The organism is Vibrio sp. 03_296, from assembly GCF_002265885.1.
Genome location: NZ_NPKW01000144.1, coordinates 19,263 through 36,461, shown reverse-complemented (window position 1 = coordinate 36,461; position 17,199 = coordinate 19,263). Strand labels below are relative to the sequence as shown.

Annotated in this window: 2 protein-coding genes and 2 pseudogenes; 2 read left to right on the top strand and 2 right to left on the bottom strand. The window is 49.0% G+C overall.

Annotated elements, in window-relative coordinates; all coding sequences use genetic code 11:
* Window positions 1–3: 3 nt before the first annotated feature.
* A pseudogene (rtxA, locus tag CIK04_RS35620) lies at window positions 4–7,017 on the top strand (MARTX multifunctional-autoprocessing repeats-in-toxin holotoxin RtxA); the annotation flags it as partial.
* A 336-nt stretch (window positions 7,018–7,353) separates the two neighbouring features.
* Window positions 7,354–14,130, top strand: a pseudogene (locus CIK04_RS35615) (C80 family cysteine peptidase); the annotation flags it as partial.
* 148 nt (window positions 14,131–14,278) lie between these two features.
* On the opposite strand, the gene alr reads toward CIK04_RS35615, so the two are convergent.
* Together alr and CIK04_RS19125 are read right to left on the bottom strand one after the other, a co-directional pair.
* Window positions 14,279–15,505, bottom strand: a complete 1,227-nt coding sequence (alr, locus tag CIK04_RS19130) for an alanine racemase (RefSeq protein WP_039446945.1) — start codon at window positions 15,503–15,505, stop codon at window positions 14,279–14,281.
* Window positions 15,506–15,552: 47 nt separating this feature from the next.
* A complete protein-coding gene (locus CIK04_RS19125; RefSeq protein WP_097352317.1) occupies window positions 15,553–17,184 on the bottom strand; it encodes a methyl-accepting chemotaxis protein in 1,632 nt (543 codons plus the stop codon).
* Window positions 17,185–17,199 lie beyond the last annotated feature (15 nt).

Sequence of the window (17,199 nt, the reverse complement as noted above, 5' to 3'; positions counted from 1 at the left end):
CTTATGGGAAAACCATTTTGGAGAAGTGTTGAATACTTCTTCACAGGGAACTATTCCGCCGACGATGGCAACAACAGTATTGTTGCCATCGGTTTTGGTGGAGAAATCCATGCCTACGGTGGTGATGATCATGTCACTGTCGGATCGATTGGTGCAACGGTTTATACCGGCAGCGGCAACGATACGGTCGTAGGCGGTTCGGCATATCTAAGAGTGGAAGACACCACAGGGCACCTTTCTGTCAAAGGTGCTGCTGGGTATGCAGACATTAACAAAAGTGGCGATGGCAATGTGTCATTCGCCGGCGCCGCTGGCGGTGTGTCGATTGATCACCTAGGTAATCATGGTGATGTCAATTATGGCGGCGCAGCGGCTTATAATGGCATTACCCGCAAAGGTTTGAGCGGCAACGTCACCTTTAAAGGCGCTGGCGGTTATAATGCCCTTTGGCATGAAACCAACCAAGGTAATCTCTCTTTTGCTGGTGCAGGTGCGGGCAATAAACTAGACCGTACTTGGTTTAACCGCTATCAAGATTCTCGTGGTGATGTGACGTTTGATGGCGCTGGTGCGGCAAACAGCATCAGTTCACGTGTTGAAACTGGCAACATTACTTTCCGTGGTGCTGGTGCTGACAACCATTTGGTCCGTAAAGGCAAAGTAGGCGATGTTACCTTGCAAGGTGCGGGGGCATCAAACCGCATTGAGCGTACACGCCAAGCGGAAGATGTTTACGCGCAAACACGCGGTAACATTCGCTTTGAAGGTGTCGGTGGTTACAACAGCCTTTACTCCGATGTGGCACACGGTGACATCCATTTCTCCGGTGGTGGTGCTTATAACACCATTACACGAAAAGGCAGTGGCAGTAGCTTTGATGCACAAGGTATGGAATATGCCAAAGCGGAAGAGATCGTTCTCACCGCGGCGCAGATGCACGGCTTGTCGATTGATAACGGCAACAAGTTCCATGCGGTTACCGCTGTAAAGTCAGAGCGAGAGCCAAATACTTATCTGTTTGCTATCGCAGATGGTACTTACACCAAAATCAACAAAGTTCGTCTCTATAACGATCCAGAAACGGGCAAACTCAAATACTACTCTGAGGCTTGGTTTAAGCGCGGCAATCATTTAGCTGAGCTTGCTCGTTCCGATGTCTCTTCTGCTGGTGGTTTTGAAGTTAATCCAATCAATGGTGGTTACACCCTTGCTAATATTGCCGTTGAGCATCAGCAATCAGTGACGGTTCATGCCGTTGAAAAAAATCTGACTGAATATGAGTGGGTGACCTACGCCAATGGCACACTGATTGATGCGAAAGATGTGGCATTGTCAGAGGCGAAAATGGGCGGTCACGCCATCTCGACAGATGGGACGGCAGTCGATGTTCAAGCGGTGAAATCAAACCGCAAACCAAACACTTATGTTTACGCAAAAGTGCTTGGACCTTACACAAAAATTGTGGTGGTTGAACTTGCTAATGATCCCAAAACAGGGGCGCTTAAGTATCAAGCTCGCTCTTGGTACAAAGAAGGCAATCATACCGCAGACCTCGCCAATGAAGATATTTCGTCTGCAAACGGATATCACTCGATGGGCAAAGGTGGCTATTCACTCAGCGATCTGCATTACAGCGTAAACGCGGTAAGAAGCACCAGTGAAACCGTGGCCGATATCGACGAGTACACCGATCAAACCTTGTTTAAGCCAGCGACCGATAGCGGTGAAAGCTCTGGTGATGTGCATTTCAATGGTGCGGGTGGCGGCAACGTCATTAAGTCCAATGTGACTCGCGGCAATGTCTACTTTAATGGTGGCGGTATCGCTAACGTCATCCTCCACAGTTCGCAATTCGGTAATACCGAGTTCAACGGTGGTGGCGCAGCAAACGTGATTGTCAAAAGTGGCGAGGAAGGGGATCTTACCTTCCGCGGTTCGGGTTTGGCGAACGTGTTGGTTCACCAAAGTAAGCAAGGCAAGATGGATGTTTACGCGGGCGGCGCGGTAAACGTATTGGTTCGTATTGGCGATGGTCAATACCTTGCGCATTTGCTGGCTTACGGCAACATTTCCGTGCACAAAGGCAATGGTAACAGCCGTGTCGTCATGCTCGGGGGTTACAACACCCATACCCAAATTGGCTCTGGCAACGGCTTGTGGTTAGCGGCGGGCGGCTTCAACGTGATGACGCAAGTGGGCAAAGGTAATGTGGCATCGGTACTGGCTGGCGGCGCGAACGTGCTCACCAAAGTGGGTGACGGCGATCTAACCGCAGGTATGTTGGGCGGCGCAAACGTGATTACCCACATCAGCGGCGACAACGAAACCTCGAACACCACAGCGGTAGCCTTAGGCGGTGCCAACATTCTCACCAAAAAAGGCAAAGGGAATGCCCTTGCGGTGATGGGCGGTGGCGCAAACGTGCTGACGCATGTGGGCGATGGCACAACAACAGGCGTAATGGTCGGCGGTGCGAACATCCTCACCAAAGTGGGTAACGGTGACACAACAGGCATTATGCTTGGTGTGGGTAACGTACTCACGCATGTTGGTGATGGCCAAACTCTTGGTGTAATGGGCGCGGCGGGTAACATCTTCACCAAAGTGGGTGATGGAACCTCTATTGCGGTCATGATTGGTGCCGGCAACATCTTTACCCATGTGGGCGAAGGGAATGCTTGGGCGCTGATGGGCGGTTTGGGTAACGTCTTTACAAAAGTCGGCAACGGTGATGCGCTAGCCTTAATGGTGGCAGAAGCCAACGTCTTCACTCACATTGGTGATGGCATGTCGGTGGCACTGATGTTAGCCAAAGGCAACGTTGCGACAAAAGTGGGTAACGGAACCACACTGGCTGCAATGGTTGGTAACGCCAATATCTTCACTCACGTAGGCAGTGGCAGCACGTTTGCTGCAATGATCGGTCAAGCCAACATCATGACTAAAGTGGGCGATGATCTCACTGCGGCTCTGATGGTCGGTAAAGCCAACATCTACACCCATGTCGGTGATGGAACCAGCCTAGGAATATTCGCAGGCGAAGTGAACGTGATGACTAAGGTCGGTAACGGCACAACCTTAGCGGCGATGTTCGGTAAAGCCAACATCATGACACATGTCGGCGATGGTCTAACGGGCGTGTTAGCGCTGGGCGAAGCCAATATTGTTACCAAAGTGGGTGATGATTTCATGGGTGTTGTGGCGGCAGCAAAAGCCAACGTTGTGACTCATGTGGGAGACGCAACAACCGCGGCTGTCTTGGCTGGTAAAGGCAATATCCTAACCAAAGTGGGCGAAGGCACCACGGTAGGGTTGTTGATTTCCGATATCGGCAACGTGATGACTCATGTCGGAGATGGCACGACCATTGGTATTGCCAAGGGCAAGGCAAACATCATTACCAAAGTCGGCGATGGTTTGGGCGTCAACGTCGCTTGGGGGCAAGCAAACGTCTTTACCCAAGTGGGCGACGGTGATCGCTATAACTTTGCCAAAGGTGAAGCCAACGTCATCACCAAAGTGGGAGATGGCCAAGAAGTCTCCGTGGTGCAAGGTAAAGCCAACATCATTACTCATGTGGGCAATGGCGACGACTACACCGGAGCTTGGGGCAAAGCGAACGTCATTACTAAAGTGGGTAATGGCCGTAACGTGGTGCTGGCAAAAGGTGAAGCCAATATCGTGACCCAAGTAGGTGATGGTGACAGCTTTAACGCACTTTGGAGCAAAGGCAACATTGTCACCAAAGTGGGTGATGGTATGCAGGTGACGGCAGCAAAAGGCAAAGCCAATATCACCACCACCGTCGGTGATGGCTTGAGCGTGACAGCCGCCTATGGTGATGCCAACATCAATACCAAAGTCGGTGATGGTGTATCCGTTAACGTTGCTTGGGGCAAATATAACATCAACACCAAAGTGGGTGATGGCTTGAATGTTGCCGTGATGAAAGGCAAAGCGAACGCCAATATTCATATTGGTGATGGCCTAGGCATTAACGCTTCTTACGCACAAAATAACGTCGCAATCAAAATCGGCAATGGTGATTTCTACAGCTTGGCCGTTGCGTCAAGCAACACCAGCAGCAACAAGCTCTCGGCACTGTTTGATAATATCAAGCAAACCGTACTTGGTGTCGGTGGTAGCCAAGCGATAAACTACTTGGTTCAAGGTGATGAAGCATCGTCATCCGGTACGCAAAAAGGCCGTGGTGCGATTGCAACACCTGAAATCACTAAGTTGGATGGTTTCCAAATGGATGCCATTGAAGAAGTGGGCTCGGACTTGGGTGATAGCCTCACGGGCAGTGTCACTAAGGTAGATACCCCAGATCTCAACAAGATGCAAAATGCGCTCGACGTTGACGGCTCTTCTGATCAAACTCAAGCTCCGAATCTCATTGTGAATGGTGATTTTGAGCAAGGTGATCAAGGGTGGAAATCGACACACGGTGTTGAAGCTTCTCATTCGGGCAACGTCTATGGCGTGAATGGTGAAGGGCACGGCGCACGTGTGACGGAACTGGATACCTACACCAACACCAGTCTCTATCAAGATCTGACCGATCTTACGGAAGGCGAAGTCATTGGTGTGAGCTTTGATTTTGCAAAACGTGCAGGTCTATCGAATAACGAAGGCATTGAAGTTCTTTGGAACGGCGAAGTCGTCTTCTCATCGTCTGGTGACGCCTCTGCTTGGCAGCAAAAAACCTTAAAACTGACCGCACATGCCGGCAGTAACCGAATCGAATTCAAAGGCACAGGCCAAAATGATGGACTGGGCTATATCCTAGATAATGTCGTGGCGAAATCGGAATCGTCGCAACAAGCCAATGCAGTGAGTGAGCACGCGACACAAAATCAAGCGTCGCAGAATGCCCTATCAGATAAAGAGCGCGCAGAAGCGGATCGCCAACGTCTTGAACAAGAAAAGCAGAAACAGCTCGATGCTGTCGCGGGTTCACAAAGTCAGTTGGAGTCGACCGACCAAAAAGCCTTAGAAAATAACGGTCAAGCTCAACGTGATGCGGTGAAAGAAGAGTCGGAAGCCGTGACCGCCGAGTTGACAAAACTGGCGCAAGGTCTCGACGTGCTTGATGGCCAAGCAACGCATACTGGTGAGTCAGGCGACCAATGGCGCAACGATTTTGCCGGTGGTCTGCTCGATGGCGTTCAACGCCAGCTCGACGACGCCAAGCAGCTCGCCAATGACAAGATTGCTGCAGCGAAGCAGACGCAGTCTGACAATAACAGCAAAGTTAAAGAGTCCGTTGCGAAGTCTGAAGCGGGTGTCGCAAAAGGTGAGCAAAATCGAGCAGGCGCAGAGCAAGACATTGCTGATGCTAAAGCCGATGCAGAAACACGCAAAGCCGATGCTGTGGCGAAAAGTAACGATGCGAAACAGGCCGAATCTGACGCACACAGCGCAGCAAACGACGCGCAATCGCGTGGTGATCGTGATGCGATGAATGCCGAAAATAAAGCCAACCAAGCGCAAAACGATGCAAAAGGGACGAAGCAAAATGAAGGCGATCGCCCTGACCGCGAAGGCGTGACTGGCAGCGGCCTTTCGGGTAACGCTCATCGCGTAGAAGGCGCTGGCGAAACGGGCAGCCATGTCACCAATGACAGCCAAACAAACGCCGATGGTCGATTCAGTGAAGGTCTAAGCGAACAAGAGCAAGAAGCGCTGGAAGGTGCGACAAACGCAGTGAACCGTCTGCAAATTTACGCAGGTATTCGCGGAAAGAACAGCGGTAGCACAATCAGCTCAATGTTCACCGAAACAAACTCCGACAGCATTGTGGTGCCAACCGCTGCGTCTCAGGATGTGGTCCGACAAGAGATCCGCATTTCAGGGGTGAACTTAGAGGGGTTAAGTGGTGGACAAGGAAGTCAAACGACAGGGCAACATAGTTCAAAAAGTGTTCCAGGGTTTCAAAGTCATTTTGCTTCGACATCAATTGGTATAGAAAACGAACTATCTGGTCTAGTTGTGGTTCTGCCTAAGAATTCAGCGCAGACGTTTGGGTATGTGCATGATTCACAGGGTAACCCATTGTTCATGTTAACCAAAGATATGAATCAAGGCGGTTACAGCAATCCAGCTGGTATTACGGATATCAATGGACTGAACAATTGGCAGACGCACACAATTGAATTGGTTACGTATCCTAGTGAAACCAGTGATACGACGGCGATTGAAAGTCGTAAAGAAGCGATGCTTTGGTTAGCGAAAGAGTTTACAGGCCACATCAACCAGTCAAACCACCAAAGCTTGCCTCAATTGGTGAGTGAGGATGGGCGCTTTACGCTGGTTATATCGAATTCGAAGCATCTCATCGCGGCTGGTAACGGCACTGCAATCGAAGCTCAAGGGCAGACAATCGGGATGACCCCTAGTGGACAACAAGCCACGATGGCCATTAGTGCGAAAGAATTTGGTTCAAGTTCGTCACTGGAGGTCCGACTTCTAGAATCGGCACCTTGGTATCAGTCGGAACTTCGAGATGAGTTTTTAGCCAACTCTAATGAGCACAAGCTAGATGATCCAGAAGCAGCGCAAAACGTGTATGCCTATCTCACATCGGTGTATTCAAAAACGGCCGATCTAGCCAAAGAGTACGGTATCTACATCAATGATTGGGATCCTGCATCTGAGGGTTTCTCTCCAAACGCTCAAGGGTTAACCGATCCGAAAGTAAAAAATGCTTGGGAGATTTTGCCTAGAACTAAGCCTGTCAAAATGCTGGAGCTTCTAAGTGCAGATGATTCACGATACGTGAGACAACAAATCATTGAGAAGCTGAAAGGTTCACATTCAGAAAGTCTTGCTAAGAATGTATTTGAATACTTCCAGTATGGCGGTGAAGTGGCAGGGCATGGTATCAACAACGCCACAACAGGAAGTGCGCAGCAGCCTGAACCTGCGATCTTGTTTGAGTTCCGCAGTGTGCCAAGTGTTTTAAGTGAATTTGTGCCGAAAACAGAATCCACGGCAAAAGTTGATGTGAAAGCACTCGATCATTTTGATTCTGCAAGCCGTAAAGCCATCATTGTTGAAGTGAATGCTCTGGTTAGTGGTAGTGATGATTTCGATGCTTGGTATCAGGAGTATCGGGCAAGTAAGGGCCAGCCGCCAGTTAAAAATCCTAAATCCAGTGCTTCTGCGAATCACAAAGCCGAATGGTTGATGACGCAGTATGCTGATAAATGGGCGAAAATTACCGCGCCTTATATCGAAAGCAATGAGACGCTCACCTCCACCAAGCTAGCTTCTAACGATAAAGAAGAATTACATGCTTTGGGTGAAACGTCGAATCTAGAACACAACAAGCAGCAAGAAAACGTCATCATTAACAACATGTTAAATGACATACTGCCATTCTATTCACTTCGTACTGAGCGCAACCTCTTAGTGCAAGAAGGCGAAGAAGGTTTTGAAGTTCGCTCGTGGCCGGGAACCGATGGAAAGAGCAAGACCATTCTGCTTGATAATCCAGAAGATGCAGCTCAACAAAAATCCATTGAGCGCTTTATCTTGGCAAACTTTGACAACTTCGAGCAGATGCCAGATGAGCTGTTCTTAGTGGATAACAAGGTGCTCTCGCATCACGATGGCCGCACGCGAATTTTAGCGCAAAAAGAAGACGGTGCTTGGACGTACAATGCCAATGTAGAACTGATGTCTGTGACTGAGCTGCTCGATGCTGCTCATGTAAGCGGTAAAGTTCGCGGTGAAAGTTACCAACAAGTGATCGACGCTCTGACTGAGTATCATGCGAGTACGGCTGAACACGCAGACTATGAACTGGCATCTGTGGAAAAACTGCTCAACCTACGTAAACAGGTTGAAGGCTATGTGCTTGGGCATCCGGATTCTGGCCGTGTGCAAGCAATGAACGCACTGTTAAATCAGGTGAATTCCCGTCTAGAAGCCGTCTCTGTGCTTGTGGTCTCTGAGCAAAGCATCAAAGCTCATGATAGCTTTAGCCATCTGTATGACCAGCTTGATAACGCCAACTTGAAAGAGAGTAAACATCTGTATCTGGATGGAAACGGCGATTTTGTCACTAAGGGTAAAGGCAATCTTGCCAATATCGACAAGCTAGGCGGTAGCGATGCTGTACTTGAAAAAGTAAAAGCAGCCGTAAGTCATGAATATGGTCAAGTCGTTGCCGATACGATCTTCGCAGGGCTTTCTGCAAACGATCTGGCAAAAGATGGTAAAGGCATTGATATCGCTGGTTTAAACAAAGTACACCAAGCGATTGAACAGCACATGTCGCCAGTGAGCGCAACCATGTACATCTGGAAGCCGAGTGATCACAGCACACTAGGTCATGCCGCATTGCAAATTGGCCAAGGTCGTACGCAGCTTGAAGGTCAAGCCGCAGCAGACTTCAACAAGCAGAATTATGTGAGTTGGTGGCCACTAGGTAGCAAGTCATCCAATATTCGCAATATCTTCAACGTTGCAACAGAAGATCAGCCTGATATTAAATTGCGTTGGAGCGATTTCAGCCAACCAGCTCATCAAAATGACACACTTGAGCACGATATGGCATCGGAAGAAAACGACGGCTTTGGTTTGAATGATGGTGAAACTAAGCTGAAACGCTTTGTCGAGAAGCTCAACGCCGCGAAAGGTATCGATGCTTCATACAAAGACGCTTCTGAAGGTTATGCGAGTGTACTATTGGGCAATCCGGATATGCTTGCATCGACAGGCATTCCAGCGCATGTTTTCCAGCCATTCGTCGACCAATGGAATGACACCAGCTACGACATGATGGACGTAGCAAACCGTTTTGCTGAAGAGCTACAGAAACAAGCTCAGGCAAGCGGTGACCCAGCCCTTGTGGAAAAACGTATCGACAACGTGGTTCGTCTGTTTGCTGAAAGAGCGCTAGAAGAAATCGAAGCCTTTAAGGCCAGCCAAGCAGATGAAGGCCGAGTGTTCCGCATTAACCTTGAAGGGTTGGATGTGGCTGCGATGCAAGCTGAATGGAACCGTCTAAGCAACGATCCGGATGCTCGCTATCAGTTGTTGACCAAAAACTGCTCAAGTACAGTCGCAAAAGTGTTGAAAGCGGGTGGCGCTGACAAACTTATTGGCCACACATGGCGACCTAAGTTTGGTGTTTGGACGCCGACAGAGCTTTTCAACTTTGGTCAGGCGCTGCAGGAAGCTCAGCTTGAAATTGCCGCGAAGAAGCAAAGTCATCAAGTCACTGATGCCTTGTCAGGTAACAAGGTCAAGGTCGTGGTTGATTTAGCGCAAATCTTTACGGTGCAAGAGCTGAAAGAAAGAGCAAAAGTTTTTGCTAAACCGATTGGCGCATCCTACCAAGGTATTCTCGATCAACTCGACCTTGTGCATCAGGCTAAAGGCCGCGATCAAATCGCAGCGAGCTTTGAGCTTAATAAGAAGATTAATGCCTACATCGCTGAACATCCAACTTCGGGGCGGAATCAAGCGCTAACGCAGTTGAAAGAGCAGGTCACCAGTGCGTTGTTTATCGGTAAGATGCAAATTGCCCAAGCGGGTATTGATGCAATCGCACAAACAAGACCGGAGCTTGCCGCTCGTATATTTATGGTCGCGATTGAAGAAGCCAACGGTAAACACGTAGGTTTGACGGATATGATGGTTCGTTGGGCCAATGAAGACCCATACTTGGCACCGAAGCATGGTTACAAAGGCGAAACGCCAAGTGACCTTGGTTTTGATGCGAAGTACCACGTAGATCTAAGTGAGCATTACGCTGATTTCAAACAGTGGCTAGAAACGTCTCAGTCGAACGGGTTGTTGAGTAAAGCGACGTTGGATGAATCCACTAAAACAGTTCATCTTGGCTATAGCTATCAAGAACTGCAGGATTTGACGGGTGTGGAATCGGTGCAAATGGCATTCTACTTCCTGAAAGAAGCGGCGAAGAAAGCGGATCCGATTTCTGGTGATTCAGCTGAAATGATACTGCTGAAGAAATTTGCAGATCAAAGCTACCTATCTCAACTTGATTCCGACCGAATGGATCAAATTGAAGGTATCTACCGCAGTAGCCATGAGACGGACGTTGACGCTTGGGATCGTCGTTACTCTGGTAAAGGCTACGATGAACTGACGAATAAGCTTGCTAGCGCAACGGGTGTTGACGAGCAGCTTTCGGTTCTTCTGGATGATCGTAAAGGCCTCTTAATTGGTGAAGTGCATGGCAGCGACGTTAACGGCCTGCGCTTTGTTAATGAACAGATGGATGCACTGAAAAAGCAGGGAGTCACTGTTATTGGCCTTGAGCATTTACGCTCAGACCTTGCGCAACCGCTGATTGATCGCTACCTAGCTACGGGTGTGATGTCGAGTGAATTAAGCGCAATGCTGAAAACAAAGCATCTCGATGTCGCTCTGTTTGAAAACGCACGTGCTAACGGTATGCGCATTGTCGCGCTGGATGCAAACAGCTCTGCACGTCCAAACGTTCAGGGAACAGAACATGGTCTGATGTACCGTGCTGGTGCTGCGAACAACATTGCGGTGGAAGTATTGCAAAATCTGCCTGATGGCGAAAAGTTCGTTGCTATTTACGGTAAAGCGCATTTGCAGTCTCACAAAGGGATTGAAGGGTTCGTTCCTGGTATCACGCACCGCCTCGATCTTCCTGCGCTTAAAGTCAGTGACTCGAACCAGTTCACAGTTGAACAAGACGATGTGAGTCTACGTGTTGTCTACGATGATGTTGCTAACAAACCGAAGATCACGTTCAAGGACAGTTTGAGTGGCGCAAATACCGCTCTTCACAATCAAAATGTGAATGATTGGGAACGTGTTGTCGTGACTCCGACAGCAGACGGTGGTGAAACCCGTTTTGATGGTCAAATCATCGTGCAAATGGAGAACGATGCTGTTGCTGCAAAAGCGGCTGCGAACCTTGCGGGTAAGCACCCAGAAAGCAGTGTGGTGGTGCAGCTCGATTCTGATGGTAACTATCGCGTGGTGTATGGTGAACCATCAAAACTGGATGGAAAGCTACGCTGGCAGTTAGTGGGTCATGGTCGTGATGACTCAGAAAGTAACAACACGCGTTTAAGTGGCTACAGTGCCGATGAGCTGGCAGTGAAACTGGCCAAGTTCCAGCAGTCGTTTAATCAAGCGGAAAATGTCAGCAGCAAGCCCGATCATATCAGTATTGTTGGCTGCTCTTTGGTGAGTGACGACAAGCAAAAAGGCTTTGGTCATCAGTTTATCAATGCGATGGATGCGAATGGTCTTCGTCTTGATGTCTCTGTCCGCAGTTCTGAACTGGCTGTAGACGAAACGGGGCGTAAGCATACCAAGGATGCGAATGGCAATTGGGTTCAAAAGGCCGAAAGCAACAAAGTGTCGCTAAGCTGGAACGAGCAAGGTGACGTTGTTGCCAAGGATGAGCGTATTCGCAATGGTATTGCGGAAGGCGACATCGACTTATCTCGCATTGGTATCAGCGACGTTGACGAGCCTGCTCGTGGTGCGATTGGTGACAACAAAGATGTGTTTGATGCGCCAGAAAAACGCAAAGCGGAGACAGAGACCTCATCTTCTTCTGCAAACAACAAGCTCAGCTACTCAGGTAATATTCAAGTCAACGTGGGTGATGGTGAGTTTACCGCAGTGAACTGGGGCACATCGAATGTGGGTATCAAAGTCGGCACGGGTGGCTTTAAGTCGTTGGCCTTTGGTGACAATAACGTCATGATTCACATCGGCAATGGTGAGAGCAAGCACAGCTTCGATATTGGTGGTTATCAGGCACTAGAAGGTGCGCAAATGTTCATCGGTAATCGCAACGTGAGCTTCAACAAAGGTCGAAGCAATGATCTGATTGTGATGATGGATAAGTCAATTCCGACTCCGCCATTGGTCAACCCGTTTGACGGTGCCGCTCGTATTTCGGGTGTGCTACAAAGCATTGCCACTTCGGGTGAGGGCAAAGATTGGCTCGCGGCTCAAGAACAGCAATGGACATTGTCTGGTGCGAAAAAGTTCGTCAAAGATATGTCTGGTTTGGATCAGAGCAGCAGTGTTGATTACACCAGCTTGGTTGAACTGGACTCGCAGAATGAGCGCAGTAGCCGTGGCTTGAAGCACGATGCAGAAGCAGCTCTGAATAAGCAGTACAATCAATGGCTAAGCGGCAACGGTAATAATGACACCAGCAAGCTCAGCCGCGCAGATAAGCTGCGTCAAGCCAATGAGAAGCTTGCGTTTAACTTTGCCGTGGGTGGTCAAGGTGCGGATATCCAAGTGACGACAGGTAACTGGAACTTCATGTTTGGTGACAACATCCAGTCTATTTTGGATACCAACCTAGGTTCATTGTTTGGCCTCATGACACAGCAGTTCTCTGCCACGGGTCAGGCAAAAACAACCTTCACCTACACGCCAGAAGATTTGCCTCGTCAGCTTAAGAATAAGCTATTAGGTCAGTTAGCTGGCGTGGGTGCAGAGACCACGCTGGCGGATATTTTTGGCGTGGATTACACCGCGTCAGGTCACATTGTTTCGCGTAATGGTGAAGCTGTTGATGGCGTGGCGATTCTCAAAGAGATGTTGGAGGTCATTGGTGAGTTCAGTGGTGACCAACTGCAAGCCTTTGTTGACCCTGCTAAGTTACTGGATAGCTTGAAAGCGGGTATCAAAACGGGGGCAGATGGCATTAAGTCTTTTGCTGAAACTCATGGACTGAAAGAGAAAGCGCCAGAAGAGGAAGAGAGCAAGCCTTCGGTTTCTTACAATGGTGAGATCTTGAACAGTACGCAAGGTGCGACTGTGGCTGATGGCAGCACTGAAACAACAGAAACACCAGATCGTGCCTTCGGCTTTAACTCACTAAACCTGCCTAACTTGTTTGCCACTATTTTTAGTCAAGACAAGCAGAAAGAGATGAAATCGCTGGTGGCAAATCTCAAAGAGAATCTCACCGCTGATCTGTTGAACATGAAAGAGAAAACGTTTGATTTCCTTCGTAACAGTGGTCATCTCCAAGGTGATGGCGATATCAACCTCTCCCTAGGAAACTACAACTTCAACTGGGGTGGTGATGGTAAAGATCTCGGTGCGTATCTAGGAGACAACAACAACTTCTGGGGTGGACGAGGCGATGATGTGTTCTACGCAACAGGCACGTCAAACATCTTCACGGGCGGCGAAGGCAATGACATGGGCGTTCTGATGGGACGTGAAAACATGATGTTTGGTGGTGATGGCAACGACACGGCAGTGGTTGCAGGACGCATTAACCATGTCTTCCTTGGTGCCGGTGATGACCAGTCGTTTGTCTTTGGTGAAGGCGGTGAGATTGACACCGGCTCAGGCCGTGACTACGTGGTGACGTCTGGCAACTTCAACCGTGTGGATACGGGTGACGATCAAGACTACTCCGTGACGATTGGCAACAACAACCAAGTAGAGCTAGGCGCTGGCGATGACTTTGCCAATGTCTTCGGTAACTACAACCGTATCAATGCAAGCGCTGGCAACGATGTTGTGAAGCTAATGGGCTATCACGCGGTGTTGAATGGCGGTGAGGGCGAGGATCATCTTATCGCAGCGGCCATTTCTAAGTTCAGTCAATTCAACGGTGGCGAAGGGCGCGATCTGATGGTGTTGGGTGGTTATCAAAATACGTTCAAAGGTGGCACGGATGTGGACAGCTTTGTGGTGAGCGGTGATGTTATCGACAACCTTGTTGAAGACATTCGCAGCGAAGATAACATTGTCTTCAATGGCATTGATTGGCAGAAGCTGTGGTTCGAACGCAGCGGATACGACCTGAAGTTGTCTATTCTTCGTGACCCGGCAAGCGACAGTGACCAAGCGAAGTTTGAGCATATTGGCTCGGTGACGTTCAGTGATTACTTTAACGGTAATCGAGCGCAGGTGATCATCGCAATGGGTGACAAAGACGCGACGGGTGAACGTGAGTACACCACCTTGTCTGAGAGTGCAATTGATGCGCTGGTACAAGCCATGAGTGGCTTTGACCCTCAGGCAGGTGACAATGGATTCATCGATAACCTAGACAGCAAATCTCGCGTGGCGATTACCACTGCGTGGGCAGACGTTGTCCATAAAAAGGGTATAACGGTGTAATATTCACCTTCCATTAATATCAAAGCCGCCTGAATAAAGGCGGCTTTTTTATGGTAGCAACGTTATCTCATTTGTGGTGTTCAGCAAGAAACGAGCATAGAGCTTTAGTTGTTATGCCATTCTCTCTAATCAATCCTTTTTACCTGTGTCATTTCACATAGAAACGCGGATTGCTGGTGCCCCAAATGGTGTAAAGCTCCGGAAAAATCACCTCGGCGTTTTCTTCCATTTCACCGACAGAGATGTGCTGATTTTTTTCAGCGCCAAAGAGCGTCACCTCGTCGCCGGGCAGTACGCCTTTGATATTGGACACATCCACCATCGTAGTATTCATTGAAGCAACACCCACCACATTGGCGCGTTGGCCGTTGATCAGCACTTGCGCTTTATTGCCCATTTTTCGTGGGTAGCCATCGGAATAGCCGACTGTGAGGTTTGCCATCACCGCATCATTTGCTGTGGTAAATGTGCTGTCGTAACCCACGGTGCTGCCTGCCGGAAGCGAATGAAGTGAAGCAATGCGAGTCTTAAACGCCACAATAGAAGGGTATTCAGGGTTGGTCGGGAGATCGCCATAGAGCACGCCACCTGGACGAACCATATCCAACTGCGCTTCAGGGACATTTAACGCGGTGTAGGAATTGGCCACATGTAGGGTGATCTCTTCGCGTTTTAGCCCGGCGCTTTCCATTAACCATTGTGCATGTTGGTTAAAGCTCTTTAGCTTTGATCGTACGTCTTCTGCATTGTAATTCGGGAAATGGGTCATGATACCAACCACGGCAACGGAAGGGTGCGTTGCAATGGCGACCGCTTCTTTTTGTCCACGTTCGGTACTCATATCAATACCATTACGGCCCATGCCACCGTCATTGAGCGCAAGATGAACTTTAATGGTTTTGTTGTACTTTTCTGCCAAGCTTGCCAACTCACGAGCTTGTTGCTCACTGCCAATCAACTCTTCGATATCAAGAGAGAGAGCCTGTTCAATTTCACTCGTGCTAGCGGAGCGCACGCGGATTAACTCACCTTCAAATCCACTTTCTCGGACTAATTTCGCCTCCGCATTACTGGCGATAGCCACGCAGGGAATTTGTTGTTCAAGAATGGTTGGCATCAAACCACGAATTCCGTTGCCATAAGCGTCGGCTTTCATCACCGCGCAAATTTTGGTTTGTGGGGCAATGTGCGATTTAAATTGTTCAATGTTGTTTTTAAATTGGCCGAGGCTGATTTCGAGCCAAGCATTGGACCCGGCGATTTGGCTGGTTTGGTGAACCGTGTTGTCGAGTAAGAGAGGTGCGCTGTAAGAGAAAGCCGGAGTGAGACTGGCGCTAGCGATGGCAATGGATAGAAGGGTCTTTTTAAAGTTCATGTTATTTCCCTAAGAAAAACCCCAGCACTCAGGCCGGGGTGGTTGTATTAATTCAATTTGAAACGACTCATGACGTCTTGCAGCGAGACAGAAAGTTGAGTCAATTCACGGCACGCTTGCGCGGTTTGCTGCGACCCTTGCGCGACTTCTTGTGAAGCCATGTGAATGTTCTCTATATTGCGGCTGAGTTCTTCCGCAACGGAATCTTGTTGTCCACATGCGGTGGCAATTTGCGCGCCCATGTCTGCGATGTTCGCGATGGACTTTTCAATCGAGCCCATTAACTCTTGTGCGTTGTTACCTTGCTCAACACAAGCACCAATACTGGTTCTTGAATCTTCGGTTGCGTGTTTGGCTTGTTTTGCCAAATCCTGCAGTTTCTCGATGATCGACGTGATTTCACCGGTTGAATCTTGAGTACGGCCTGCCAAGGTTCTCACTTCATCGGCAACAACCGCAAAGCCGCGGCCAGATTCGCCAGCGCGCGCTGCTTCAATGGCTGCATTCAGTGCCAAGAGGTTTGTTTGGTCAGCAATACCACGAATCACATCCACCACAACGTTGATCTGGTTCGATTGGGCTTCAAGCTCGGCCACCGTGTCACCCGCTTTGGCAATGATGTCGGCCACCTCTTCGATCGACACTACCATTTGATGCGTCTCTTTCGCGCCATCTTGAGTACGGCGATTCGCGTCGTACGCTTGCGATGCAGAGTCTTCGGTATTGCGAGCTACGTCTGCCACTGCCGCTTTCATTTCAGTCATGGCGGTTGCAACTAACGTTACCTGCATTTGTTGATCTTTCATGCCAGAAGCGGACATTTCAGAAATCTGTGTCATCTCTTCTACTGCACTGCTCAATTGGGTTACAGCGGCAATCACGTTGTCGATCACTTGGCGCAAATCGTCTTGCATCTTAATGGTGGCGTCTGCCAGCTCACCCAACTCATCGTTACCGATCGCGTTACGGTCAAGATCTTGTGACAGATCACCACGTGCAATGGCGTTCGCCTGACGAACAACGATATTCAGTGGCCCACAAATGATACGAGTTAATAGCAGCGTCATGATCACCATCACAGCAAAGATAGCGATGTTGCTGATAACCGCAGTGGTGTTTAGGCCGTTAACAGACGACAGAATTTGATTCTTGTTGCTGTCCATTGCGCCTTTGAGAATCATCACCAACTTGTTCACTTCCGTCTCGATCGATTCAAAGGTCGACAGTGAGTTGGTGAGAATTGGATAAGCGGTGTCTTTGTCGCCAGCCAGCAATGCGTCGTTAAACTTACTCATGGTGTTGAGGTAACCATTCCAAAGTGACATTAAACGGTTGTAGGTTTGCTCTTCTTCACCTGGCCAGATGCTTTTTCCATACGCGGCGAGTTCCGTTTCGATCTCTCGACGGATGCTTTCGTTACGTGTAATAGTCTGCCTGATTTGGTTCTCGTCGTTCATTGCGAACACAGCAAATTGAGTACGACGCCAATATGAGATTTTATCTCGTACAGCATCCACTCTTTCCATCGCGGGTAGTGTATCTTCGGTGTAGTTTAATAGCTCGGACTTTACCGTATTGAGCTCTGTGGATAAAAAGATCCCGAACGCGATATTGATGACGGCTATGATTGAAAATGCTGCTGCGATTTTCTTGCCGATTGATAGATTTTTAATAAACATGAATGAGTTACCTTC

Excerpts from the sequence above, each read along its gene's own strand:
- alr (WP_039446945.1), bottom strand. The coding sequence starts at position 15,505 with ATGAACTTTAAAAAGACCCTTCTATCCATTGCCATCGCTAGCGCCAGT.
- CIK04_RS19125 (WP_097352317.1), bottom strand. The coding sequence starts at position 17,184 with ATGTTTATTAAAAATCTATCAATCGGCAAGAAAATCGCAGCAGCATTT.